The organism is Anaerobacillus sp. 63XJN7_4_ISO-PGPR-S23-413 (assembly GCF_056173725.1).
The window spans coordinates 3,393,601-3,414,356 of record NZ_CM149688.1; the positions used below are offsets into that span (position 1 = coordinate 3,393,601).

The window sequence follows — 20,756 nt, forward strand, 5'->3', positions numbered from 1 at the left end:
TCCTTTGAATTAAACGTGTCTATTATCAATACGTTTTTCTATTTCAGCTAATTCTTTTTCATTTTTAAGAAGTTCTGCTTTATTTTGATCAACGAGCTGTTTAAAGGTTAACTTTTTCAGCTTTTTCAACAAAATTCACCAACTTTCCCTCTGTATGGTTTCATTATACAACAGGTGTGTGTTAGATAAATTAACAAACTATTAAAATTTTGTGAAAATTTACACACATTTCAGTTTATGAATGATTATTCAGATTCATTCCTACTTGAAACTGGACCACCACTTAAACCATAAAAGAATAGTTGAAGAACATCGTCGAGAAAGTCCTTTCGCTCTGACCATGTTTCGGCTGGAATGCGCTGCACCTCTGTCTTTAAGGCATTGAGATATAGCATAATCGACTCCATCGAAAGCGAAGCATTAATTTCTCCTCGTTCACGTGCCTTTTCTAAGAGTTGCACAAATAACGGAAGTGTCTGTGTCCGATAAAAATAATCCACGTAATCCTTCAGCTCTTCATCTGTCGTTAACATTTCTGCTAGAAGCGATGGATTAAGGCTTTGGACTGCCTTATGCTTTTCAAAAATAATCAATTCAATCACTTCAGCGAAAGAATGCTCCTGCTGAACTACTTCTTTAAAAGCTTTAAATTGATTGTTCATATAGTCTTTTAGCACCGCTCTTACAAGCTCTTCCTTACTCGTAAAATGATTATAAATCGTGACCTGAGAGACATTAGCAAAACGAGCAATGTCACTAATCTTTACCTTTTTTATACCTTCTTCGTTAAATAACGTAAAAGCTGACGCCACTATATCTTTGCGCTTCTGTTGTTTACGTAATTCAAATCCATTCATTCTCATCACCATTATTAGTATATCACTTATTGAACTTTATATTAAATATGAGTTCAATAAATGTTGCTTATTATTATAGAGTCATTTATGATAAAAATGAAATATATAATATAATATAGTTCAAAAATCAGCCGAGGGGGCACCTCAATGATCGAATTAAACGGGTTAACAAAGCAATTTCCAAACGGAAAAGGAATTTTCGATGTTACGTTCTCTATTCCTAGAGGCGAAGTATTTGGATTTCTCGGCCCAAACGGTGCTGGTAAATCGACAACGATACGTCACTTAATGGGATTCATGAAGCCTTCAAAAGGCACGGCTACGATAGATGGAGTGAATACGTGGAAAGATGCTGCCAAAATCCAGAGGAAGATCGGATACCTCCCTGGTGAAATAGCCTTTCTAGATGGAATGGATGGCATCGGTTTCCTTCAATTAGTTGGCGGAATGAGAGATCTAAAAAACACCACATACCGTGATCAGCTAATTGATAGACTTCAATTCGATGTAAAAACTCCTATTCGTAAAATGTCCAAAGGAATGAAACAAAAAGTGGGGATCGTAGCTGCTTTTATGCATGAACCTGAAGTTATTATATTAGACGAACCAACCTCTGGTCTTGACCCGCTCATGCAGCGAATTTTCATTGAAATTGTAATGGAGCAGAAAGAGAAAGGCACTACATTCCTAATGTCTTCTCATAGCTTCTCCGAAATTGAACGAACGTGTGACAGAGCTGCGATCATTAAAGATGGAAAAATTGTTGTCGTCGAGAATATTCATGATCTGCAGCAAAAGCAGCGTCGTCTTTTTGATGTTACGTTTGCTACTGAAGCAGAAGCAAAGCGTATCAAAGAAAGTAACCTCGAGGTCATATCAGTCATAGATAACCGCGCAGAAATAGCGGTTCAAGGTGACTACAATCAATTTATTACTGCTTTAGGAGATTATCAGATTCGGAACATTGATATTCATGAACAAAACCTTGAAGAAGTCTTTCTTACTTATTACGACAGGGAGGCAGAGAAATCATGAATATGACACTCTATGCTAGGATGCTAAAAGTCCATGCCAAGTCCATCTCTAGCTATGCAATTGGCTCTGCACTTTACCTGCTTCTTATCATCGGCATCTACCCTTCGATTGCAGATGCACCTGGTTTGAATGAATTAATGGAGTCTATGCCCGAAAGCTTTCTAGCTGCATTTGGAATGGAAGGTGGATTTCAGCATGTAAGTGACTTTATTGCAGGGGAATATTATGGATTACTGTATATAGTCATTTTATCGATTTTTTGCTTAATGACAGCTTCACAGCTAATGGCTCGTCACATTGAAAGAGGATCAATGGCTTACATTCTCGCAACACCAAACTCACGAAAGAAAATTGCGTTCACTCAATCTCTTGTGCTGCTCACCGGACTTCTTATTATCGGATTAACAACTGCTCTTGCAGGAGTCATTGGAACAGAAATATTAATTGATGATAAGCCGTTTGAAGCCATGACGTTTATGAAGGTTAATCTCGTCGGTATTCTTTTGTTCTACGTCATCTCAGCCTACTCGTTTCTATTCTCTTCCTTATTAAATGATGAGCGACAGGCACTAGGACTTTCTGGATTACTCACCATCGTCTTCTATGGAATGGATTTAATCGGGAAAATGAGCGATCAACTCGATTGGATGGTGAATCTCTCACTCTTTTCAACATTTCGGCCAGTTGAGATTGCCAGAGGTTCTGTTGAAATCTGGCCATCAATGACGTTCCTATTCTTACTAGGTACCGTCCTTTATGCCCTTGCCATCATGATCTTTGCGAAAAGAGATCTTCCTTTATAATAGGAAGAAAAGGAGCGATAGGCATGAATTATGTGAAGGAATTGCGTGACGTTGTTGGTCATCGGCCACTGATCTTAGTCGGGGCCGTCGCAATAATCTTAAACGAAAATGGAGAAATTCTACTCCAACAGCGTAACGAAAAACAAAAACGCTGGGGGTTACCGGGTGGATTGATGGAACCAGGAGAATCAACGGAAGAAACAGCCGTAAGAGAGTCTTTTGAAGAAACGGGTTTAACAATCCAAAAGCTCACTCTTTTTAAACTCTATTCTGGTGAAGAATTTTTCACGAAAGCAGATAACGGTGATGAATTCTACTCTGTCACTACGGCTTATGTTACAAATGAGTATGCTGGAGATCTCACCCACACTGAAGAAAGTATAGCTTTAGGATACTTCTCTTCAGACCATCTTCCAGAGCTGATGGTTGGAAGCCACAGACGAATGATACGAGATTATATTAGAAATAAAACACAATAAATACCCAAAAAGCAGTGGAACTCGTTCCACTGCTTTTTGGCATTTCAACGCATTTTCCAAAACAGCACTGACTTTTCAATCAATTGTTAATAAAGGATTTACATAAAATGAAGGTTTCCTTATACTAGAACACCTTCTCAGTTTGATGTTCCAACGCTACTTGGCGTCTTTGCAACAGCGCCTTATTTACACGATGGAAGTGCTAAAACCATCGACGACGCTATTGAACGCCATGAATATGAAACAAAACCTCAATTCGAAGAAGGCGAAGTTGCCGCAATCGCTGAGTACGTGCGTTCCATTGACTAAACTGAATGAACCTCTACATGTAAAATTGTTTCACCTGTCAACATCTTTAAAGCTGCCATCCATTTAAAAGGACGGCAGCTTTTCTTTGTAAATGATCGCTTTCGATATGAAATATAGTACTGATTACCTCATTTCACCTTATTACCTGTCTATTCGTTCGGTTTTACTCGGGATGTGTTAGAATGAGAAGGTCGTTTTGACAAAACTATGAATCTCATTAACTTACATAAGGAAGTGAATATCATGAGGAAGCTATTCCTTTTCCTTCTCGTTGCTTTAGTAGCTTTAGTTACCGCATGTTCGAACACCGCCTCAACAAACGAGCAAACTGACGAACAAGCTGATCAGCAAGCAACGAATGAAGATGAAAACAAAGAAAACGAAGAAAAGACGGAAAAAAAAGAAGAGACTCCTCAACCTTTCAAAGCCATGGAGCCTTCTGAGGACGCTAAACCGCTTGATGAAACCATGACCGAAGAAGAATTAGCGAAAATGCCTGTCGTTGAAGCCCACGGTGAAGACCGCACAAGAAAAACACCCGTTGGCGAAACGCTAATGGAAGGCACAACTGATGAAACGGATGGTATTCTAAAAGATTACCGCCTTGTTGCTTACTATGGTCAACCGAACTCCACTCAAATGGGCATTCTCGGTGAGATGGAACCTGAAGCCCTGATGACGAAATTAAAAGAACAAACACAAGCTTATTCCGATGCTGATCCAAACCGGCCAGCGATTCCAACAATTGAGTTAATCACAACGATTGCTCAGCGCGATCCAGGACCGAATGGAAAATATTATCATATGACCTCAGAAGAGGATATTGACGAATACGCAGAGCTTGCTAAGAAACATAATGCCATTTTAATGCTAGATGTTCAGCTTGGTCGTGACACTGCTCTTCATCAAGTGAAGCTTCTTGAAAAATGGCTTAAGCTTCCTTACGTTCATGTTGCCATCGATACGGAGTTCCACGTAGAAGAAGGTCAAACACCAGGTATCGATCTAGGTAGTGTGGATGGCTCAGAAGTACAGGAAGTTGTCGACTATGTATCTAAATTTGTTGAAGATAATGATCTACCTGATAAGATTGTTCTCGTCCACCAGTTCACTGATCACGCTGTGACGAACAAACAGGCAATCAAGCCAACAGATAACGTAGAGGTTGCTCTAAACTTTGACGGATACGGCGACTATGGAACGAAAATGTCGCTTTACCGTAAATTTGTTCGAAATGAGCCTGTTCAATACGGCGGATTTAAAATTTTCTATAACAAAGATAAACCGGTTCTAACCCCATCCGAAGTGTTGCAACTTGATCCAAATCCAGCGATCATTAATTATCAATAATGGATGTCGCCCAAAAGCGCCTCACCCTTTTCTATAAGGGCGAGGCGCTTTTTTTAATCTTAGTTGTTTTTAAAACAAGTCTCACAAATGAACGTACCTTCGTTTTTCAGAAATGCTTTGATTTCCGTCATACCTTTATGTGAAGGATATCGCATCTTAACATAGACAACATCATTTCCTTTGATTTCTTTTTTACAAATACTACAAGTTGATTTTTCTCCGAACACTCCTACCACCTCCATAAAATGGTTATTTCTTTCATACGGACAAGTGTGTGAAATGTTTCAGAAATAGTGGTTATCCGGCTCATTTAATAGGTATACTTTTTCCATGATTAGCCAACCTATTCAGTGGAGGTGAATATCATGGACAAAAAGACACCAAGCAAAAGCGAAATAAATCAAAACAATAGAAACAAATTTACGAATGAATATGGTGCGGATTTAGATGAACAGGCGATGAATGGTGATTACGGCATGCTCGAAACTGAGGAAGAAGATCGAGCGAACAAAAAAGCGAAGAACTGATTAGATGGGGTCACCTTATCACATAAGAAGGTGAGCCCTTTCTCTTTAAAAAGAATTGTGTCTTTATGTCCGTTTCTATTCACCTTTAAATCGGCCCATCACAAGCAATTTTTATAACTCCTCCATCAAAAAACAGGCTAATGTTGCAACCCTATAAACGTATTCAATATAAATCCGGTTGTTTCCCATATTTCAAAGTAATCATATATGGAAAGAGGAAGATCAATAATAGCAAGAAAACGACAACACCTCCAATAAACAAAGACACTGTGAATTTCTCGCTATAAAAAAGAAAGAACATCAAATAAATATGAAAAAGAATAAAGAAAGGAATATAGCGAGATCTTCTTAATTGAGAATAATGAGGTGCCTGACAGTTTGGACATGTTATCCCTGAAATAAACTGCTTCATTCCAATTGTATTCTTTGTCATCTCCATCCACTTAAATTGATAACCACAATTCTTACATTTCGGCATGCACCATACCCTCTCTCTTTAACATTCATTTATAGCATCATCTACCCTTTTTCAGCTAAAAATGAACTACTCAAGATAAGATTAATATCTGCTAATCTACTTCTTTTATTTTTTTAAAATCTCTCTTAATTACTCGTTTTGTACTTGAAGTTGATCCGTTATTTCCACCCACTCTATTTAGCTTATTCACATCATTTTTATTGTTCCTTAACTTACTCGCCCTGATCGTACGTTTGCAGAAAATTTTTTCTAACATATATGGTATAAACTATTACAACCACTGAAAAAAGCATATTCCCGAAAAAGGGTTGCTGAGATTGATTCGAAACAAGGATTGAACTAATGAATCCGAAAACAATGGAATAAGTAATCATCATCCAGAATCCCCACTTTTTCAACCTCATATATCCATAAATCATCCCTAAAGAAAGAAAAGCGATACCTACTCTCACTAACCTTTCCGGTGCATACGGTAATCCAACTCGATCTGCCATTCCGATAGAATTCGCATTCGGATCATAAAAGACTGACGTTACTAGTAAAACAACAGCTCCAAATAAATAGAAATAACTTATGAGTGAAACACCTATAGGTCTTTTCAACGATCTCCTCCTTGCTCGTTAACTATAAAACGGTTAAAATTCTTCATCAACTTCTTCTTCCTTTTCTCGCTTTTGATGGTAGGTTCTCTTCTTTTCATCTTCTCTTATGAAAATAACTAGGTGCAAAGCGATACCAAATACAATAATGCTAATACCAAGCTCATCAAACCAAGTCACATAAAACCCATCAAAATAAGCAAACGAAAATAATAAAAAACCTAACGTTACATAAATCGCTGCTACAATATGTCCCATCTTGATTAACCTCCGCACTTTATTTCCTCACTCCCAATTATTTCAAAACAGTATCTTACTGGCAATCATTTCTTTTAGCAGCTTAAATTGTTCTTAGCAACCTCCGTCATTGCAACGTAAGAGAAACGTCGCCAGATGCATCTGATCCGCAAGTAATGACCCCTTACCTTCATTCTAATGACATCCACCTTTTCCAGATCTATACTAACCATAAGAAGGACGCAAAAGGAAGGACGTGAACAAGTGAAAATTTCACTCGACGTTGACGGGAAGTATCGAGAAACTAGCGTTACGATTCACTGCAAAGAAGTGGATGATTCAATAAAAGAGATACTCGATTATCTTAATACACAAAAAACAGAGTTCATTGTAGGAAAAAAAGGCGAGCAGCAGCACATTATAAAACCAAATCATGTGCACTACTTCCATTCAGAGGGGGATCAGGTCATGGCGACAACTTCCGAAGGTGTTTTTAAAGTGAAGGAGAAATTATATGAGCTAGAAGAGAGTCTTCCATTTAGTACATTTATACGCCTCTCCAAATCCGTTATTGCTAATCTGCACGAAATCAATCATTTTGAGCCATCTTTTAACGGAACACTTGCTGTACACTTCCACTCTGGCAAAAAAGAATATGCTTCAAGACACTATGTAGGAAAATTGAAAGACGTTCTAAAAATGAATAGGAGGAACAAATAAATGAAAACATTTCTATTTAGAAGTATGATAGGACTATTTTTCGGGGGATTCCTGGCTGTTTTGCTGACGTACGCTGTGATCTTTTTCGGAGAACAAACGACACTTGATTCAAGCCTTTTTGTGACAAACTCCTTAGGTGCCATTTTCTGTGGATGGCTATTTACCGTGACACCACTATACTTTGAAATTCGTTCACTAAAACTTCCACAGCAAACGGCTTTACATTTTTTCACAGTAACAATCGTTTACTTTATCCTAGCGTATGGAATCGGTTGGATTGAAGGTGGAGCAATAAACATTCTTATATTCCTCATTATATCAACCATTTTTTATAGCGTGATGTGGATAGCTTTCTATCTATACTTCAAGCATGAATCAAAGAAATTAAATGATGACCTTCAACATATTAAATAATTGAGAACTTTCTTTATATAAAATCTTAATAGTATCAACTAAACTCTCGCCTTAATATGGTGAGAGTTTAATTTTTTATCAATTTATTTGATGATAACAGGAATTTACAGTCCTTTCTTCAAATATCATTTAATTATTTTTTCAATTAGATAAAATACAAATGAAAAGCGAATGCAAGTAGCATCCGCTTTCAAGAAGGCTTTCATATCTTAATTTCTGAATAGAAAAGACTCACCCACCAATATAGACACTGCCACATGTTCCAGGTGCTGGTTCATAATAACAATGATTTTTATATTGACCAGCGAAAGGCTGACCGTACCATGTAGGAGGACAAGGACCATATGGATTGAAATACCATAGAGAATATTTCCCTGGGTGTTCTCTCCAATAATCCAAATTCTTTTTCGCTAACCTTTTCTCAGCCGATCTTGCTCTGTTGTAGAAGACATTACCCTTTTGAACTGCTTCAAAAGAATAATTCCCTCCCTGGACTTGATAAATAACTTGAGGAATAGTTCTCACATCTTGGAAATCTAAACAATTCGCTTTTGCACGATTCACAATGACATTCCCTACATATAGCATGCCTTGCTTTCCTTCACCCTCGGCTTCTGCTCTCATCATCCTTGCCATTAAGTCGATGTCTTTACTTGTGTATTTCACTCTTGGCATTTTTCCCACCCCAACAGTATTGTATGAAAGAAGGCTGGTTTGATGTCATTATATTTATATATTGCTGAAGAAAAAAAGAAATGAATAGGTGCTTTTAAGATTAACTTGCTGACTTGAAGAATCATTATAATGGCACGTGTGCCCGTCAGCTCAATACTAAGTATGGTCGTTTAAATGAGCTTCTTAGAAATACTTCGTATAGAAATCGTATCTTAATTTTCCACTAAGCTGGGCGTACAATTTGGTTGTTTCGCTTTTCTCGTGCCCCATCAAACTTTGGATTACCTCAAGAGGCGCACCGTTGTTAATCATATGCGTCGCGTAGCTATGTCTTAATTGATGAGGGTGAATCTCTTTTTTTAGCCCTGCATTTCTAGAAATTCGTTTAATGATATAGCGAATAAGGTCAATACTCATCCGTCTTTTTGGCCTTCTCTCAGTTATAAATAAGCAAGGATCAAGATCACCACGCTCATCAAGATAGCGTTTCAACCAGATTGAGCAGCGTGTGTTAAAATACACTTCTCTTTCTTTGTCCCCTTTTCCATGAACAATGACTGAATTTGTATGGAAATTAATATCTTCACGATTGAGCTTCACAACTTCACCAATACGACAACCAGTTGAGTAAAAGAATTCAAACAAAGCTTTTTCCATCGTGTTCTGACAACCCTCTCTCAAGAGTTCAATTTCTATTTCAGTAAGAAACTTTGGTATCCTTTTACCAAGCTTAGGTTCTTTCAATTTAGCAGCTGGATTTTTCTGAATAAACCCTTCATCATAAGTCCATTTAAACAACGATCGTATACACCGGATACGATGCCCTAAGCTAGAAGGCTTTAAATGACTCCCCATTTTCAATAAATATGATTTAAGCTGATTTGTCGTAATCACATTCATATCAACATTACCAAAGTGACATAAGAGCTGATTGTACTGAAAATAGTAAGTCTTGAGCGTTAATGGAGAATATCCTTCAATTTTCTTATCAAGATTATACTTTTCCCAAAACAAGCGATAACAACATCCAATCCACTCCCCCAAGTTACGAATCTAGTAATCTTGATTTTATTATGTCCAGGAAGTGGGAAGTTTATGCTAGAGTTATTCAACAATCGCATTCTTAGCTTAATTACTTTACTTCAAATTCTCTGGGAGTTGTAAAGATAGTATTGTTTGATGTATCACCACTAAAAGCAGTTCCTACGTATAGTTGATAATGATCTTTTTGAAGTTTAAGTCCCTTAATTGTTTGAGAAAATTCATCTTCTTTTTTTTCCTGTTCGTTTTAACAATTAAAAATTTAAGGACGTCGATCCACTCATTTGATGAATTCTTCCACAAGGCATTCCTGGGAAAAGGTGTTTAAAAGGAGTTAGTCGTGGGAAGATTCTATCCATTGGTAAAATATTCTTTTCTAATCTTGGAGGTACAGAATATGCAGAAAAAAACAGCTTTGGTTGCCGGAGCCACAGGAGTCATCGGAAGCTATATTGCCAAACACTTGAGTAAACTAGAAGACTGGAATGTCATTGGCATATCCCGTCATATTCCGGAAGATGAATCGGACATCACCTACATATCAGCGGATATGATGAATGCTCAAAATGTCCGAAAGAAATTGGAGTCGTTCTCAAAAGTGACCCATTTTATTTATGCGGCTTATCAGGACTATGAATCTGATCCGCAGAAGCAAGTGGAAGTCAACCAGACGATGTTTGAAAATACATTAAATGCCGTGGAAGAAACCGCCGACAACCTGGATCGTCTCATATTGATGCAGGGAGCAAAAGCCTACGGCGTGCATCTTGGGCCGATTAAAACACCGGCGAAGGAAACGGATGCTCGTTATATGCCGCCGAACTTCTATTTTAACCAGGAAGACTATATGCGCCGCGCTCAGGAAGGGAAAAGCTGGAGCTGGACCATTCTTCGCCCGGATGTCGTTTGCGGCTTTTCTGTTGGAAAGCCTATGAACCTTGCGATGGTCATCGGTGCGTACGCTTCGATCTCCAAGGAGCTTGGTCTACCACTTCGTTTTCCGGGAAAAGCACTCCCCTATCTTGCTCAAGTAACGGATGCAACCCTTCTCGCTAAATGTGTCGAGTGGGCAGCGGTGGAGGAAGCGTGCGCATTTGAAATTTTCAACGTGACGAACGGGGATTTCTTCCGCTGGGAGCACATTTGGAAAACAATCGCTGACTACTTTGATATGGAAGCCACCGGAGCTGAGCCGCCGATTCAACTCTCTGAGATGATGGCCGATAAGCAGGAGTTATGGGATCAAATGAAACAGAAATATCAGCTTCAGGACATTCCTTATGACAAGCTTGCCTTATGGGCTTTCGGAGATTTCATTTTCAACTGTGACTATGATGTAATGTCTGCTACAACGAAATTGAGGGAATTCGGATTCTATGAATTCGTAGACAGCGTAGAAATGTTTACTCGTCTATTTCATGAGTTTCAGGAGGAAGCCATTCTTCCCGATTTTTCGAAGCATTAAAAGGATGAAGATCCACTTGAATGACGGGTGGATCTCAATCTGTATGAAAAGTATGTTGTTCCGTGGAGTTATTCGAAAGTGGTTCGATGGCCACGTGCGGCTAACCGGTGGATGCTTACCACAGGTACAACCTCAGCTAACTTTGGCAGAAAGACCACCTGCCTCAAGTGAATCTTCGTCTCGTGTTGTTCCTGTAAGGGGTACCACCGAACGCCCTTCGTGACTACACTAAATGAAGTACGGAATAAGGAAAAGTCCTATTGCTAAACAACAGAACATCCTTTATTTTACGGCTAAAATCACAGGTGAAAGAACTATGGTTATACAGCCATCCGGTCTAAGAGAAGCACAGCCTTTATCTATGGTTGTTTACGACCTTCTTTTTCTAAGGCTTTGTTAAAGTTTCTTGTTGATATTACTAACAAATATTGGGCTTATTTAACTAAAGCTCCGAGTTTGTTGAAGACTTTAAATCAAGATGATTTGTATGGCTTTAATCTACTTTTCTTCCAGCCACTCCTTCTCTAAAATACTCATTTCCCATAAACTCCAGTATTCTTCACCAATTTTCCATGATTCTCTCAGTAAACCTTCCTTTTTAAATCCAGCCTTTTCATAACAAGCAATTGCTGAAGAATTAAAGTCAAACACACCAAGACTGACTCTATGTAAATGTAGTTCATCAAATGCTACTTTAAGAATTTCGGTCATCATTTGTTTGCCGATCCCTTTTCCTCTTACACTCTTATCGCCAACTAATACTTTTCCTACTCTTGCAGAGTTATTTCCTCTATCGATTTTACCTAACGAAATATGTCCTATTACTGTTTCAGTTTCTCTATCAAAAACACTATAAATTAATACTTCAGAATCATCATTGTTGGCATCCTTCAAATAAACCCCAAGCTGATCTTCATCTAATGGAAAAGTGAAATTAGGACCTCCCCATTGTAGTAGGAACTCAGGAGTTTCAATCCAATTTATAAGTTTATCAAAGTCAGCACGTTCAAAAGGTTTCAATTCAATCATTATAAATGTCTCCTCATTTCATTTCGAATCGCTTTAATCACATTTAAAACGATAACTGTTTATTTTATTCCTGTTTTGCTTCGAGTTTGTTGAATGAGAATTCCCTTCGAATCGAGACGGATTGGCATATAACGTTTTCGCGTGAATCTGCTTCCCTACTTCTTCGAATTACTTTCACACTGCTTGTCTGTTTTAATTTTCACTTCAGTAATTTATATTTCAGTAAAGACTCTTTATAATACCTCACTTACTTATTTGTTACCGAGTTGTTCTGCCAAACCGATTAGAAGTCCTTCGATTCCACGAATGTAGCAGAGCCGATACGAGTCCTCGTATTGAACCATTTCGCCAACGAGCTGAGCACCATACTTAGTGAGTCTTGATACCATTTCGTCAATGTCTTCAACGGTGAACATGACGCGTTGATAACCGAGGGCATTTACAGGAGCAGTCCGGTGATCTGATATAGTAGGTGGGGTGAGAAATCGCGAAAGTTCAAGTCGGCTATAACCATCTGGGGTAACCATCATAGCAATCTCTACGCGCTGAGAACCCAATCCTGTTACGCGACCAGCCCACTCACCTTCGACAGTGGCTCGCCCTTCGAGGCTCAAGCCAATCTCCTCGAAGAATGAGATTGCGGCATCAAGGGATTCTACAACGATGCCGACATTGTCCATTCTGAGTAACCTGCTTTTTGCCATAGTTAGATCACTCCTTTTAAATTTTGATCAAGACTATAGACTAATAGCACCGAACTCAGGTAAATTTATATTAAGTAATAACGTTCCTGGTCTTCTAGATAAGCTCCGAGCTTGTTGAAGACTCGATCTCAAATTAATCTATCTTGTAATGATCGAAGTTTTACGTTCGATCAGATTTCTCTTCTAATAACCTATCTATCTTCGCTTCCACTCGCCCTAGTCTAGACGCTCTCTTATTTAATAAAATGATGAGCATCACAATCCCTACAGGTATAGCTACTAAAAGAAGAAATGCAATAACCTGGAATATAACATCCCCAGTATTAAATCCAGCTGCTAATAACATAAAAAACCTCCAATTAAAATAAAAGTACATTCATAAAAAAATTGCTAACTTATCACTTAATTCCAATTATTTCAAAGCACACCCACATACTCAACCTTATTCTAAAAAAAGACGTAATTCCTCAGTTGGGGATTACGTCTGATAAATGAAGATTGATATTCCACGTTTACAAAGCTATGATATTAAAGAATTGCTCCGAGATTCTTGAAGACTCGAAATCAAGATACCTATTCTAAGTTTCATTAATTAGACCAAACACATAATGGTCTACATATTCGTCGTAGAGCAATTCTGATTTTTGGAGACAGCCCTCTTTTTTGAATCCTAATCTGTGTGGAATGGCTAAACTTTTTTCATTCTCAGTTGCCACTCTTATTTCTATACGCTTGAGATTAAGTTCATTAAAGCAATAATTTATGACTTCTTGACAAGACTTTGTCATTAATCCTTTTCCTTGAAAAGAATCTCCAAGCCAGTAACCTAAGGAAGTAGATTTGTGTGACCAATTAATAGTATGTAATCCAACAATCCCTGCTAATTCACCTTTATACCAGATTCCCGCCTGGAACCCATCATTGTTACAGAATTGCTTTAATGTTCCCTCAATAAATCCCTTTGAATTATCTTCTGTCTTTGTACTGTCAATCCAAGGTAACCATTTACGCAAACTATTTCTTGAAGCATCAATGAGTTGAAATAATTCTTCAGAGTGCCTTAATTCTAGTAAACGAAGTTCAGTATCTTCGTTAATTTTACATTTAAACATTCATTATTCCCCTTTCGTTCTGCACCGTAGAAGACGATTCTCTTAATGGATAATCGCTCCGAGTTTGTGGAAGATTGTCATATTACTTCCAATACTCGATTACTGTAACCATTAGTGAAAATACCTAGTAGGAGATTACTCATATATCTATACCAAAAAAATTTAATAGTTCTGAAACGATTTCATCACTTCCTGGTGTAAACATAAATATTGAGAACGCAATACTTATGACACCTATCAATACCAAGCCATTTCTTTTATTCCCAAGTAGCCCCTTAACAACTAAAAATATTCCTACAAATAATATTAAGAAATACCAAAACCCCATAACCTCACCCCTTAATAGAATAACGTTTCGTCAAATCTTGCACCAGATTGCTAAGGGATAACCACTGTGTAGCTATCGCTCTGAGATACTTTAATAAAGGGAAATTCAATTATTCATTAGTCCACTTGATCGTTGGGATGGTGTCATAGCCTTACTCAATTTAGCAAATATCATTTTATAAACAAGGAAACCCAAAACAGTCCCTAGTACATTACAAATAACATCGTCAATATCGACTACGCGTCCCAATCCAATTCCTAAAAGAAGTTCAACAAATTGTAGGCATTCTATAGATAAAGAGGCAAGAAGTCCAAGTAAAAGTGTATTCTTTAGCCTCTTGTACATATCTAATAACATCGGAGCAAAGAATCCCAACGGCATCAGCAATAGTATGTTACCACCAACATTTTTCACTATCAGCTTGAGCATAAACAGTGTATCTCCATTATAAGCTGTACCTATTTGTTCAATGTCTCTGAATATAGAGGTAAGAGGAGTGTAATTTAATGACCTAAAAGAATTCATTCCGTACGTGTTATCACCTAATACCAATGGGAATAGCGTTACTGAAATAACCACAAATATGTATATTACAGCTAGCATTCTTAATAATTCTTTCAACCATATAAAAGACTTTTTGTATTTAAGTTTTAATGCGAATATTCCCCTCACCGCTATGTAACATATTATTCCAAAAACAATAACCACTTCTCCATCAACTAACAAACTTATCAACCATCCTTAATACAGTGAGAATAATGTATTCTAAAAGTGAGCTTCCCTTTGTTATTCAAACATCGCTCCGATTTAACAGAAGACTCGGTATCAAGATGATTAATTATTTTCAAGACATATTTTTGTAAAATATACCAATAAGTGGTGGTATAATATTCTAAAGTGAGGTGAGAAAACTTTGAATATTGGTGACATTATTTTTCAGGTATTTGCATTTTTAATTCCTATTGCTATTGTAGTGGCTATTGTATTTTTTGTTCGATCTTCAAAAAAGAGAAAGGAACAATTAAATAGAATCGAAGAGAAACTAGACACAACATCTGTACAATCCCCCAAAAAATAGATTATAGAGCTCGGTTTAAAAAATCGAGCTTATATTTAACCTTCTCCAATTTGATGAAAAGCAAAACCACCGCACTAACCGATCGTTATATGAGGAATTTTATTTAATTCAAAAACCCTGAAAAAGTTATCAATATTCTTTTTAATTATTTCACTTAATTTATCTATTAAATCAATCTCCGATAAAAGCAAATGATCAAGTGTATCAGAGCGTTTATACAATTCGTATATATAACGTTTAGAATTATTTTTTATGTACCCTACATAACCGTATGATCTTGGAAGACAGAGTGTTAGTGGGAATGTAATCTTGTTTACGATTACCAAATCATCGGAAAGCTCATCTAAAAGGTCATCTTCCCATTCAGGGATAATAATATAAATAATCACTTCTCGTTTATAGAGATTATCAAGCATAGAAATAAAACTTTGTTCATTAATATCCTCATCGATCGATAGTTCTCTTATCTTCGGAACGCTTTCCAATAACATCACTCCCTTTCTAACAGCAGCAATAACAAAGTGCACTCACTTTTATGAAACAAACGCTCCGATTTAACGGAAGATTGAATTATTATCTACTAGCCATCGTAACAAAGTCTATATTCAAGTCACATTTATTCAAGTGCCAAATATCAGAGTGCCAAAGAAGAGATAAATAAAGGGGAACATTATTAAGACGCCGTTTCCTACTATAGCAGCTATTGAAAAAACACTCTTTTTATAACCCAAAGCCTTCGCCGCGAAAAGGAGCCCTATTGTGCAAAATAGTAATGGAAAGAATATAGGCAATCCTTGCAGCTTGTTGAGCGTAATAAAATCCAAGAAAAAATTAGCGATGAATAAAACGGGAATCAAGAATAATAAATAAGAAATTACTAATAGTAGTCTATACAATTTAAAGCCTCCACCCAATATTTTTAAAAAAATTTGATTCCATCAGTTGACTATCCCTCTTCCAGATATGCTCCGATTTAACGAAACAATAAACTCAATTCAAAATTACTTTACTGCTATTTTATATCTTTGTTTTCACCATGTTTGAAAATAACTACACTACACTCTTCACACCTTAACGCTGGAACTTTTTTGACTTTTAACCATGCATCACCTATTAATATTTCACTTCCAAAATCCGCAAAGATGGAATCAGGTGAGTCTGACCAGCAAATTCTTCGAGGAGAGAAAATATATCCTTGCTTCAATTGGTTACCACATTCAGGACACATTACAACATCGTCCATTGTTAATTACACCACCTTCATCGTAGCGTTCTTAATGGAATAACTGGTTAGCCTGCACCTTCAATTTTAAATTAACTTTTATTTTGCCCGATGATTATGTAATAAGGACGAGTACTTTATAAAGTATTAGCTCCGAGATTGTTTAAGATGAAAAGTTGCAAACTATCGAAGTTCAAAGTCTTTTTTTAATTGACTTTCGGATTATACTTTTCAACTAAATCTTTTCATTTACTGTTCTTGAATATTTCTAACATTTCACCTTTACCTGATATAAATTCAATGGTTTTATCATTGTCTTTGTATGTAGTTATAGGAATTTTAATTTTTATAGACTTGATTTGCTTGTTCGCCGCTAAATACCTTTCGTAATCTGATGCCTCATCAATACCTTTTCTTACCTCATCGCCGATCAAAGAATATTTTGTAGAGTTTTTTAACTCCTCTTCCAATTCTCTTTGTTGAGTCAAAATATCGAATATTTCCTTGAATGTTACAACTTTTGTCTCAGTTTCAACTTTCTTGTTATTTTCGTATGAATACAATTTAGCATGAGCCAATATATTCGGTATATTTGCCAATATGACGATTAGAATGACAGCACCTAGTATGATACTAATTTTTTTAATAGGTTTGTTCATCCCCTCTTTGTATAATTGTTGGATCCCTTATCCTAATTCAACTCTACTGTCCTAAATTTTAAAAAGGAAATTCTCTTATAAGAGAATCGCTCCGAGATTATGGAACAAAGGTTTTATCTTACTAACTTATTATTTTCATCATAAAAAAACAATTCCGCTGGAAAGGTTTGTTTTAAATTGCTTGGCAATTTTTTATACCTTAAAAACGTTTCATCTTTAGATACATCAGAAGTAAAACTATAATTCTCGGACAATAATTCCGCTTTAATTTTACTAATCTCCAAATTGGAATTTCTGCCTATCAAGACTCCATACATGCCAATGTTGGTTTTAATGCTTCTGTATGAAACTTCATTTGTGCCATGCCCGGATTGTAGAATTTTAAATCTTCCATTCCATCCTTTAATAAATTGAGCATAACCTACGTCACCATTCTTCAATTCAAAAAATGCGATGTAAGAATTAGAACTATCCAGTTGTGAAAAACTTATTATAGTTGGTTCTACCTTTTCACCATGACCTCTATCAAACCAACGTATCAGGTTTGACTGTATTGCTGCTTGATCGTTTTGAATATGGTAGTTCTTATAATAAGATGAGAAATATATACCCCCACTAATAGCTATGATTAAAATAACAAATGAAATTATAATCTTTACCTTTTTCTGAATAATTTCCCCCTCCCCTATAAATGAATGTTTTGTAAAAAGCTATATTTCTGTGTCTAAATAAACCTACTTCAATTCATTAATACCAATTATTTCAAAATGTTGAGAATAACTCACTTCTTTTTTCGTAAAGAGGTCTCTATGTTATTACAGGTAAGCTCCAAGATTATGGAACACCTCACAAACTATTTCATTTTTCAAATTCGATGTTTGGTAGAAGCGTAACATTATCTTGTTGGTTTAAAATATTTGTTACATCTTTTACCGAACCTTCATCCAATCGGTATGTTAGGCTATCTTCTGGTAAAAGACTTTGAATGAACCCTTCTCCATCTTCAGTAATCCATAATTGAAATGCTTTATTATTGCTTCCTTCAATAATAAGATTGTAGGTCAATACTGGAGGGGTTTTAATTACCTTTTGATCATCAAGTTCTTTTGCATTGTTGGTGGCACCAACGAATACATCTACCTCTTCCTTCTCTTTAAACGCTACTTCTTCTGATTGTTTTTCATTTCCAATCCAAAAGCTTGCTTCTACTTTTTCAACATTTTGTAATTCGTTAGTTGAACAGGCGCTTAGAGATATTGAAAGTATAATCATAATCAATAGGTTTCTTTTCATTATTCGTCCTCCCGGTTATTCTACCCTTCTCCCTAAAGCCTACTTAGCCTTACAATTTATTACGCAAACGCTCCGATTTTACGGAACTAGAATAAAAATGATATATTAGTTTTCGTTATTCAATCCTTTAGTTCGTTGATACATAAACACGAAAGTCAATATAGTAAGTAATGAAAATAAAGATATTCCTATGACCACGAAAGTGTCATTATATAAAAGTGCACACAGAGTTGTCCAAATTATTACACCTATTACAAAAGAAGCTCTTGGATAAAAAACTTTGATTGCAACTAAATTAAATATAGTCAAAAAAAGAACTAATGTGAAACCATTGTAATACCAAAACTCGATATCCTTTATATCATAAATAAAAAAAGAGAAAAAAAACGGAAATGCCAATATAACTAACAATTTACTTCTATTATCTTTGGTCATATTAATCCCTTCTGATTCCATATAGGTAAAAGTTTGGTTTTAGTTCCAAGACTCTCAATTATGTCGAATTCAATCCTTTCATTACACTGCCCAGTTACTAGCAAAAAATAGAGCATAATCGTTTTAGAGTAAAGCTCCGAGATTGCTTAAGACTCGTAGTATCTATTGTATGCACTAATAGTAACTCCACTGAAATTGAAAAAGCTGCTCTCAATTCTATTTTTCTTTCTTTCGGAAATATTTCCATTTGTATGCGGTACTTAATGCCAATAAAGCGATAATTAGAAAGGACTTAAGATAAGGGTTTGATACTGTGAAATATACGAAAAAAGTAGATATTACTATAAATAAGTAAACAAGTAATAAAGATAAAGGTAAAGGCTTATCTGACTTCAAAGTATCACCTCTTTAAATTAATTATTTATAGTCTCTTTCTAATACAGTAACAAAGGAGTAAGATGACTTAATTCTCCTACCAACATTCCAGAATCATCTCCTAAACCTACATTGAGAGCTTACTTTTTATTAAGTAAACGCTCCGATTTTATTGAATAACCCTACACTAATTAACTTAGAACATTAGATTTCGTACAAATAAAACACCATATAGTAGAGCTCCTCCAATAAAAACTAACAGTCCGACCATTACAAAACCATAGATATATCCTTTCCCCATTGCATATAAGTCTGAAATAATATTCTTAACCTTTTTGAGTAGTATTTGCATAGTATCCCCTCTAACATAACAGTTGTTACTCTAGCTATCTTAATTATCAATACGAAACATTCTGTTGAATGGTTTCATACATCTTCAACGGAAAACTTCCCTAAACTTACATAGGGAGTTCATTTTTTATTAAGCAAAAGCTCCGAGATAACGAAATACTCGCTTACTCTCCAATAATATCTTTAGATTTTACTATAATAAGTAACAAAAAGCTCAACCACGAGATACTTAGCATTATCACAAATAAAACATTCCAATTTGATATTACTTTGCCGTTTCTTCTTTCTCTTTCCAATGAAGGACAATAAGGCTTGCGGAGAAAATTAACAATAGCAACATAAAAATTGGGGAGATTAGTGATGTAATCCCAGCTTGATTGCTAAAGTTACTGAAAATCTCGAACAAAAAATAGGGCATTAACAGTATGCTTATTACAAATATAAGAACTTCAATTTTCACCTTTCTTACCTCCATTTCATATTTTTACTTTTAATGGTATCCAGTCTAAGGATGGGAAAGTAAATAGATTCACTAACCTGCTTCGTCAGTTTAATTAACTAAATTTGCTATGCTTATGTAATAAAGCTTCCTAATAAACATACGAAATCAATTCAATTTAGTTTCATACTGTCTATTATCTCGAAACTGAGTCTTCCACAATCCTGCCCTTTAACTGAACAACTACTTCTATTATCCTCATCACCAATATTAACATATTATTCCACAAAATCACTGAACTCCCCTATTCACAAAACATATTTTCTAATAAACTTCGGTTAGAAACATTCAAAAAAGAAAAGACTAGAAGCATTCTATTGTATTGGGAAGGAATTTGGTCATGACATTTCCTGTTATTCATACAAACTTCTGGGACGCTGTTCTTGCGGTGCCTGTAGTGATGATTCTGACACAATTAATCAAGATTCTCACACCTATACCTCGTACCTTTGTTCCAACACTAGCGATCATTCTAGGACTTGTGATCTCAGTCTTTTATAGCCATCCTCATCACCTTGTAGCTGGTATCTTTATGGGTTATTTTTACGGATATGCAGCGATTGGAAACTATGCATCTTTAAAGACATCGCTTCTAGCATTAAAAAAGAAAAGAAGAAATAAAGAACATTTTTCATAATCGAATGTCAATCCATATTAAAAGAGCGGACCTCCGAAATCCGGA

General features: G+C 36.1%; 31 protein-coding genes and 1 pseudogene. 11 read left to right on the forward strand and 21 right to left on the reverse strand.

The window, feature by feature from the left end; all coding sequences use genetic code 11:
- Positions 1 to 9: 9 nt before the first annotated feature.
- The gene (locus AC0VYO_RS17770; RefSeq protein WP_370314259.1) at positions 10 to 129 is read right to left on the reverse strand and encodes an FbpB family small basic protein; all 120 of its coding nucleotides are present in this window, start codon (positions 127 to 129) and stop codon (positions 10 to 12) included.
- A 116-nt stretch (positions 130 to 245) separates the two neighbouring features.
- Entirely contained in the window at positions 246 to 857 is a 612-nt protein-coding gene (locus AC0VYO_RS17775) for a TetR/AcrR family transcriptional regulator (RefSeq protein ID WP_475367912.1), read from the reverse strand.
- 147 nt (positions 858 to 1,004) lie between these two features.
- Between AC0VYO_RS17775 and AC0VYO_RS17780 the strand changes: the two genes are divergently transcribed.
- The 5 genes and pseudogenes from AC0VYO_RS17780 (at position 1,005) to AC0VYO_RS17800 (ending at position 4,833) form a co-directional block, all read left to right on the forward strand.
- A complete protein-coding gene (locus tag AC0VYO_RS17780) occupies positions 1,005 to 1,892 on the forward strand; it encodes an ABC transporter ATP-binding protein (RefSeq protein ID WP_475365756.1) in 888 nt (295 codons plus the stop codon).
- On the forward strand, positions 1,889 to 2,695 hold the full coding sequence (locus tag AC0VYO_RS17785) for an ABC transporter permease subunit (protein ID WP_475367913.1): 807 nt from the start codon (positions 1,889 to 1,891) through the stop codon (positions 2,693 to 2,695). The genes AC0VYO_RS17780 and AC0VYO_RS17785 overlap by 4 nt, the downstream gene beginning before the upstream one ends.
- Positions 2,696 to 2,718: 23 nt before the next feature.
- A complete protein-coding gene (locus AC0VYO_RS17790) occupies positions 2,719 to 3,174 on the forward strand; it encodes an NUDIX hydrolase (RefSeq protein WP_226615137.1) in 456 nt (151 codons plus the stop codon).
- A gap of 111 nt (positions 3,175 to 3,285) precedes the next feature.
- Positions 3,286 to 3,483 (forward strand): annotated as a pseudogene (locus AC0VYO_RS17795) (c-type cytochrome); the annotation flags it as partial.
- Positions 3,484 to 3,726: 243 nt separating this feature from the next.
- A complete protein-coding gene (locus AC0VYO_RS17800; protein ID WP_430241107.1) occupies positions 3,727 to 4,833 on the forward strand; it encodes a hypothetical protein in 1,107 nt (368 codons plus the stop codon).
- A gap of 59 nt (positions 4,834 to 4,892) precedes the next feature.
- On the opposite strand, the gene AC0VYO_RS17805 is transcribed toward AC0VYO_RS17800, so the two are convergent.
- Entirely contained in the window at positions 4,893 to 5,060 is a 168-nt protein-coding gene (locus AC0VYO_RS17805) for a Fe3+ hydroxamate ABC transporter substrate-binding protein (protein ID WP_475367914.1), read from the reverse strand.
- A 138-nt stretch (positions 5,061 to 5,198) separates the two neighbouring features.
- Between AC0VYO_RS17805 and AC0VYO_RS17810 the strand changes: the two genes are divergently transcribed.
- Positions 5,199 to 5,360, forward strand: a complete 162-nt coding sequence (locus AC0VYO_RS17810) for a DUF4021 domain-containing protein (protein ID WP_194218936.1) — start codon at positions 5,199 to 5,201, stop codon at positions 5,358 to 5,360.
- Positions 5,361 to 5,523: 163 nt separating this feature from the next.
- Here the strand turns inward: AC0VYO_RS17810 and AC0VYO_RS17815 are convergent, their stop codons facing one another.
- From AC0VYO_RS17815 to AC0VYO_RS17825, 3 genes are all read right to left on the reverse strand, one after another.
- The gene (locus AC0VYO_RS17815) at positions 5,524 to 5,838 is read right to left on the reverse strand and encodes a TIGR04104 family putative zinc finger protein (RefSeq protein ID WP_283153710.1); all 315 of its coding nucleotides are present in this window, start codon (positions 5,836 to 5,838) and stop codon (positions 5,524 to 5,526) included.
- Between the two features lie 212 nt (positions 5,839 to 6,050).
- Complete coding sequence (locus AC0VYO_RS17820) at positions 6,051 to 6,440, reverse strand: hypothetical protein (protein ID WP_475367915.1); 390 nt, start codon at positions 6,438 to 6,440, stop codon at positions 6,051 to 6,053.
- A gap of 33 nt (positions 6,441 to 6,473) precedes the next feature.
- The gene (locus AC0VYO_RS17825) at positions 6,474 to 6,695 is read right to left on the reverse strand and encodes a hypothetical protein (RefSeq protein WP_430241112.1); all 222 of its coding nucleotides are present in this window, start codon (positions 6,693 to 6,695) and stop codon (positions 6,474 to 6,476) included.
- A 243-nt stretch (positions 6,696 to 6,938) separates the two neighbouring features.
- Between AC0VYO_RS17825 and AC0VYO_RS17830 the strand changes: the two genes are divergently transcribed.
- Positions 6,939 to 7,394 carry a LytTR family DNA-binding domain-containing protein gene (locus AC0VYO_RS17830; protein ID WP_430241114.1) on the forward strand — a complete coding sequence of 152 codons (456 nt, stop codon included), beginning with the start codon at positions 6,939 to 6,941 and terminating at the stop codon, positions 7,392 to 7,394.
- On the forward strand, positions 7,395 to 7,808 hold the full coding sequence (locus AC0VYO_RS17835) for a DUF3021 domain-containing protein (protein WP_475367916.1): 414 nt from the start codon (positions 7,395 to 7,397) through the stop codon (positions 7,806 to 7,808).
- Between the two features lie 231 nt (positions 7,809 to 8,039).
- Here AC0VYO_RS17835 and AC0VYO_RS17840 read toward each other — a convergent pair whose 3' ends face one another.
- A complete protein-coding gene (locus tag AC0VYO_RS17840) occupies positions 8,040 to 8,483 on the reverse strand; it encodes a cell wall hydrolase (protein WP_194218924.1) in 444 nt (147 codons plus the stop codon).
- Positions 8,484 to 8,666: 183 nt separating this feature from the next.
- Positions 8,667 to 9,497 (reverse strand): tyrosine-type recombinase/integrase, encoded by an 831-nt coding sequence (locus tag AC0VYO_RS17845; RefSeq protein WP_475367917.1) that lies wholly within the window; start codon positions 9,495 to 9,497, stop codon positions 8,667 to 8,669.
- A 424-nt stretch (positions 9,498 to 9,921) separates the two neighbouring features.
- Here AC0VYO_RS17845 and AC0VYO_RS17850 point away from each other — a divergent pair, with 424 nt between their 5' ends.
- Positions 9,922 to 10,989: an SDR family oxidoreductase gene (locus tag AC0VYO_RS17850; protein ID WP_475367918.1), complete on the forward strand. Its 1,068-nt coding sequence runs from the start codon at positions 9,922 to 9,924 to the stop codon at positions 10,987 to 10,989.
- Between the two features lie 498 nt (positions 10,990 to 11,487).
- Here the strand turns inward: AC0VYO_RS17850 and AC0VYO_RS17855 are convergent, their stop codons facing one another.
- From AC0VYO_RS17855 to AC0VYO_RS17880, 6 genes are all read right to left on the reverse strand, one after another.
- Positions 11,488 to 12,018 carry a GNAT family N-acetyltransferase gene (locus AC0VYO_RS17855; protein WP_475367919.1) on the reverse strand — a complete coding sequence of 177 codons (531 nt, stop codon included), beginning with the start codon at positions 12,016 to 12,018 and terminating at the stop codon, positions 11,488 to 11,490.
- Between the two features lie 251 nt (positions 12,019 to 12,269).
- Entirely contained in the window at positions 12,270 to 12,722 is a 453-nt protein-coding gene (locus AC0VYO_RS17860; protein ID WP_475367920.1) for a VOC family protein, read from the reverse strand.
- A 160-nt stretch (positions 12,723 to 12,882) separates the two neighbouring features.
- Entirely contained in the window at positions 12,883 to 13,068 is a 186-nt protein-coding gene (locus tag AC0VYO_RS17865) for a hypothetical protein (RefSeq protein WP_303533611.1), read from the reverse strand.
- 232 nt (positions 13,069 to 13,300) lie between these two features.
- The gene (locus tag AC0VYO_RS17870; RefSeq protein ID WP_475367921.1) at positions 13,301 to 13,834 is read right to left on the reverse strand and encodes a GNAT family N-acetyltransferase; all 534 of its coding nucleotides are present in this window, start codon (positions 13,832 to 13,834) and stop codon (positions 13,301 to 13,303) included.
- Between the two features lie 139 nt (positions 13,835 to 13,973).
- Positions 13,974 to 14,162: a hypothetical protein gene (locus AC0VYO_RS17875; protein WP_475365780.1), complete on the reverse strand. Its 189-nt coding sequence runs from the start codon at positions 14,160 to 14,162 to the stop codon at positions 13,974 to 13,976.
- A gap of 105 nt (positions 14,163 to 14,267) precedes the next feature.
- Complete coding sequence (locus tag AC0VYO_RS17880; RefSeq protein WP_475365781.1) at positions 14,268 to 14,888, reverse strand: VanZ family protein; 621 nt, start codon at positions 14,886 to 14,888, stop codon at positions 14,268 to 14,270.
- 187 nt (positions 14,889 to 15,075) lie between these two features.
- Here AC0VYO_RS17880 and AC0VYO_RS17885 point away from each other — a divergent pair, with 187 nt between their 5' ends.
- Entirely contained in the window at positions 15,076 to 15,240 is a 165-nt protein-coding gene (locus tag AC0VYO_RS17885; protein ID WP_475367922.1) for a DUF4083 family protein, read from the forward strand.
- 74 nt (positions 15,241 to 15,314) lie between these two features.
- Here AC0VYO_RS17885 and AC0VYO_RS17890 read toward each other — a convergent pair whose 3' ends face one another.
- The 7 genes from AC0VYO_RS17890 to AC0VYO_RS17920 form a co-directional block, all read right to left on the reverse strand.
- Positions 15,315 to 15,725: a hypothetical protein gene (locus AC0VYO_RS17890; protein WP_475367923.1), complete on the reverse strand. Its 411-nt coding sequence runs from the start codon at positions 15,723 to 15,725 to the stop codon at positions 15,315 to 15,317.
- A gap of 527 nt (positions 15,726 to 16,252) precedes the next feature.
- Positions 16,253 to 16,483 carry a PF20097 family protein gene (locus AC0VYO_RS17895; protein WP_283152820.1) on the reverse strand — a complete coding sequence of 77 codons (231 nt, stop codon included), beginning with the start codon at positions 16,481 to 16,483 and terminating at the stop codon, positions 16,253 to 16,255.
- A gap of 224 nt (positions 16,484 to 16,707) precedes the next feature.
- The gene (locus tag AC0VYO_RS17900; protein WP_475367924.1) at positions 16,708 to 17,121 is read right to left on the reverse strand and encodes a hypothetical protein; all 414 of its coding nucleotides are present in this window, start codon (positions 17,119 to 17,121) and stop codon (positions 16,708 to 16,710) included.
- A gap of 113 nt (positions 17,122 to 17,234) precedes the next feature.
- Entirely contained in the window at positions 17,235 to 17,561 is a 327-nt protein-coding gene (locus AC0VYO_RS17905; protein ID WP_475367925.1) for a hypothetical protein, read from the reverse strand.
- A gap of 418 nt (positions 17,562 to 17,979) precedes the next feature.
- Entirely contained in the window at positions 17,980 to 18,414 is a 435-nt protein-coding gene (locus tag AC0VYO_RS17910) for a YhfM domain-containing protein (RefSeq protein WP_194218891.1), read from the reverse strand.
- A gap of 1,006 nt (positions 18,415 to 19,420) precedes the next feature.
- On the reverse strand, positions 19,421 to 19,576 hold the full coding sequence (locus tag AC0VYO_RS17915; protein WP_475367926.1) for a hypothetical protein: 156 nt from the start codon (positions 19,574 to 19,576) through the stop codon (positions 19,421 to 19,423).
- 264 nt (positions 19,577 to 19,840) lie between these two features.
- Entirely contained in the window at positions 19,841 to 20,035 is a 195-nt protein-coding gene (locus tag AC0VYO_RS17920) for a hypothetical protein (RefSeq protein WP_475367927.1), read from the reverse strand.
- Between the two features lie 379 nt (positions 20,036 to 20,414).
- On the opposite strand from AC0VYO_RS17920, the gene AC0VYO_RS17925 reads away from it, so the two are divergent.
- The gene (locus tag AC0VYO_RS17925) at positions 20,415 to 20,711 is read left to right on the forward strand and encodes a hypothetical protein (RefSeq protein WP_194218881.1); all 297 of its coding nucleotides are present in this window, start codon (positions 20,415 to 20,417) and stop codon (positions 20,709 to 20,711) included.
- The last annotated feature ends 45 nt before the right edge of the window (positions 20,712 to 20,756 follow it).

Excerpts from the sequence above, each read along its gene's own strand:
- AC0VYO_RS17810 (WP_194218936.1), top strand. The coding sequence starts at position 5,199 with ATGGACAAAAAGACACCAAGCAAAAGCGAAATAAATCAAAACAATAGA.
- AC0VYO_RS17895 (WP_283152820.1), bottom strand. The coding sequence starts at position 16,483 with ATGGACGATGTTGTAATGTGTCCTGAATGTGGTAACCAATTGAAGCAA.
- AC0VYO_RS17790 (WP_226615137.1), top strand. The coding sequence starts at position 2,719 with ATGAATTATGTGAAGGAATTGCGTGACGTTGTTGGTCATCGGCCACTG.
- AC0VYO_RS17900 (WP_475367924.1), bottom strand. The coding sequence starts at position 17,121 with ATGAACAAACCTATTAAAAAAATTAGTATCATACTAGGTGCTGTCATT.
- AC0VYO_RS17850 (WP_475367918.1), top strand. The coding sequence starts at position 9,922 with ATGCAGAAAAAAACAGCTTTGGTTGCCGGAGCCACAGGAGTCATCGGA.
- AC0VYO_RS17800 (WP_430241107.1), top strand. The coding sequence starts at position 3,727 with ATGAGGAAGCTATTCCTTTTCCTTCTCGTTGCTTTAGTAGCTTTAGTT.
- AC0VYO_RS17925 (WP_194218881.1), top strand. The coding sequence starts at position 20,415 with ATGACATTTCCTGTTATTCATACAAACTTCTGGGACGCTGTTCTTGCG.
- AC0VYO_RS17775 (WP_475367912.1), bottom strand. The coding sequence starts at position 857 with ATGAATGGATTTGAATTACGTAAACAACAGAAGCGCAAAGATATAGTG.
- AC0VYO_RS17785 (WP_475367913.1), top strand. The coding sequence starts at position 1,889 with ATGAATATGACACTCTATGCTAGGATGCTAAAAGTCCATGCCAAGTCC.
- AC0VYO_RS17840 (WP_194218924.1), bottom strand. The coding sequence starts at position 8,483 with ATGCCAAGAGTGAAATACACAAGTAAAGACATCGACTTAATGGCAAGG.
- AC0VYO_RS17875 (WP_475365780.1), bottom strand. The coding sequence starts at position 14,162 with ATGGGGTTTTGGTATTTCTTAATATTATTTGTAGGAATATTTTTAGTT.
- AC0VYO_RS17910 (WP_194218891.1), bottom strand. The coding sequence starts at position 18,414 with ATGAAAAGAAACCTATTGATTATGATTATACTTTCAATATCTCTAAGC.
- AC0VYO_RS17815 (WP_283153710.1), bottom strand. The coding sequence starts at position 5,838 with ATGCCGAAATGTAAGAATTGTGGTTATCAATTTAAGTGGATGGAGATG.
- AC0VYO_RS17865 (WP_303533611.1), bottom strand. The coding sequence starts at position 13,068 with ATGTTATTAGCAGCTGGATTTAATACTGGGGATGTTATATTCCAGGTT.
- AC0VYO_RS17860 (WP_475367920.1), bottom strand. The coding sequence starts at position 12,722 with ATGGCAAAAAGCAGGTTACTCAGAATGGACAATGTCGGCATCGTTGTA.
- AC0VYO_RS17915 (WP_475367926.1), bottom strand. The coding sequence starts at position 19,576 with ATGCAAATACTACTCAAAAAGGTTAAGAATATTATTTCAGACTTATAT.
- AC0VYO_RS17835 (WP_475367916.1), top strand. The coding sequence starts at position 7,395 with ATGAAAACATTTCTATTTAGAAGTATGATAGGACTATTTTTCGGGGGA.
- AC0VYO_RS17825 (WP_430241112.1), bottom strand. The coding sequence starts at position 6,695 with ATGGGACATATTGTAGCAGCGATTTATGTAACGTTAGGTTTTTTATTA.
- AC0VYO_RS17780 (WP_475365756.1), top strand. The coding sequence starts at position 1,005 with ATGATCGAATTAAACGGGTTAACAAAGCAATTTCCAAACGGAAAAGGA.
- AC0VYO_RS17870 (WP_475367921.1), bottom strand. The coding sequence starts at position 13,834 with ATGTTTAAATGTAAAATTAACGAAGATACTGAACTTCGTTTACTAGAA.
- AC0VYO_RS17855 (WP_475367919.1), bottom strand. The coding sequence starts at position 12,018 with ATGATTGAATTGAAACCTTTTGAACGTGCTGACTTTGATAAACTTATA.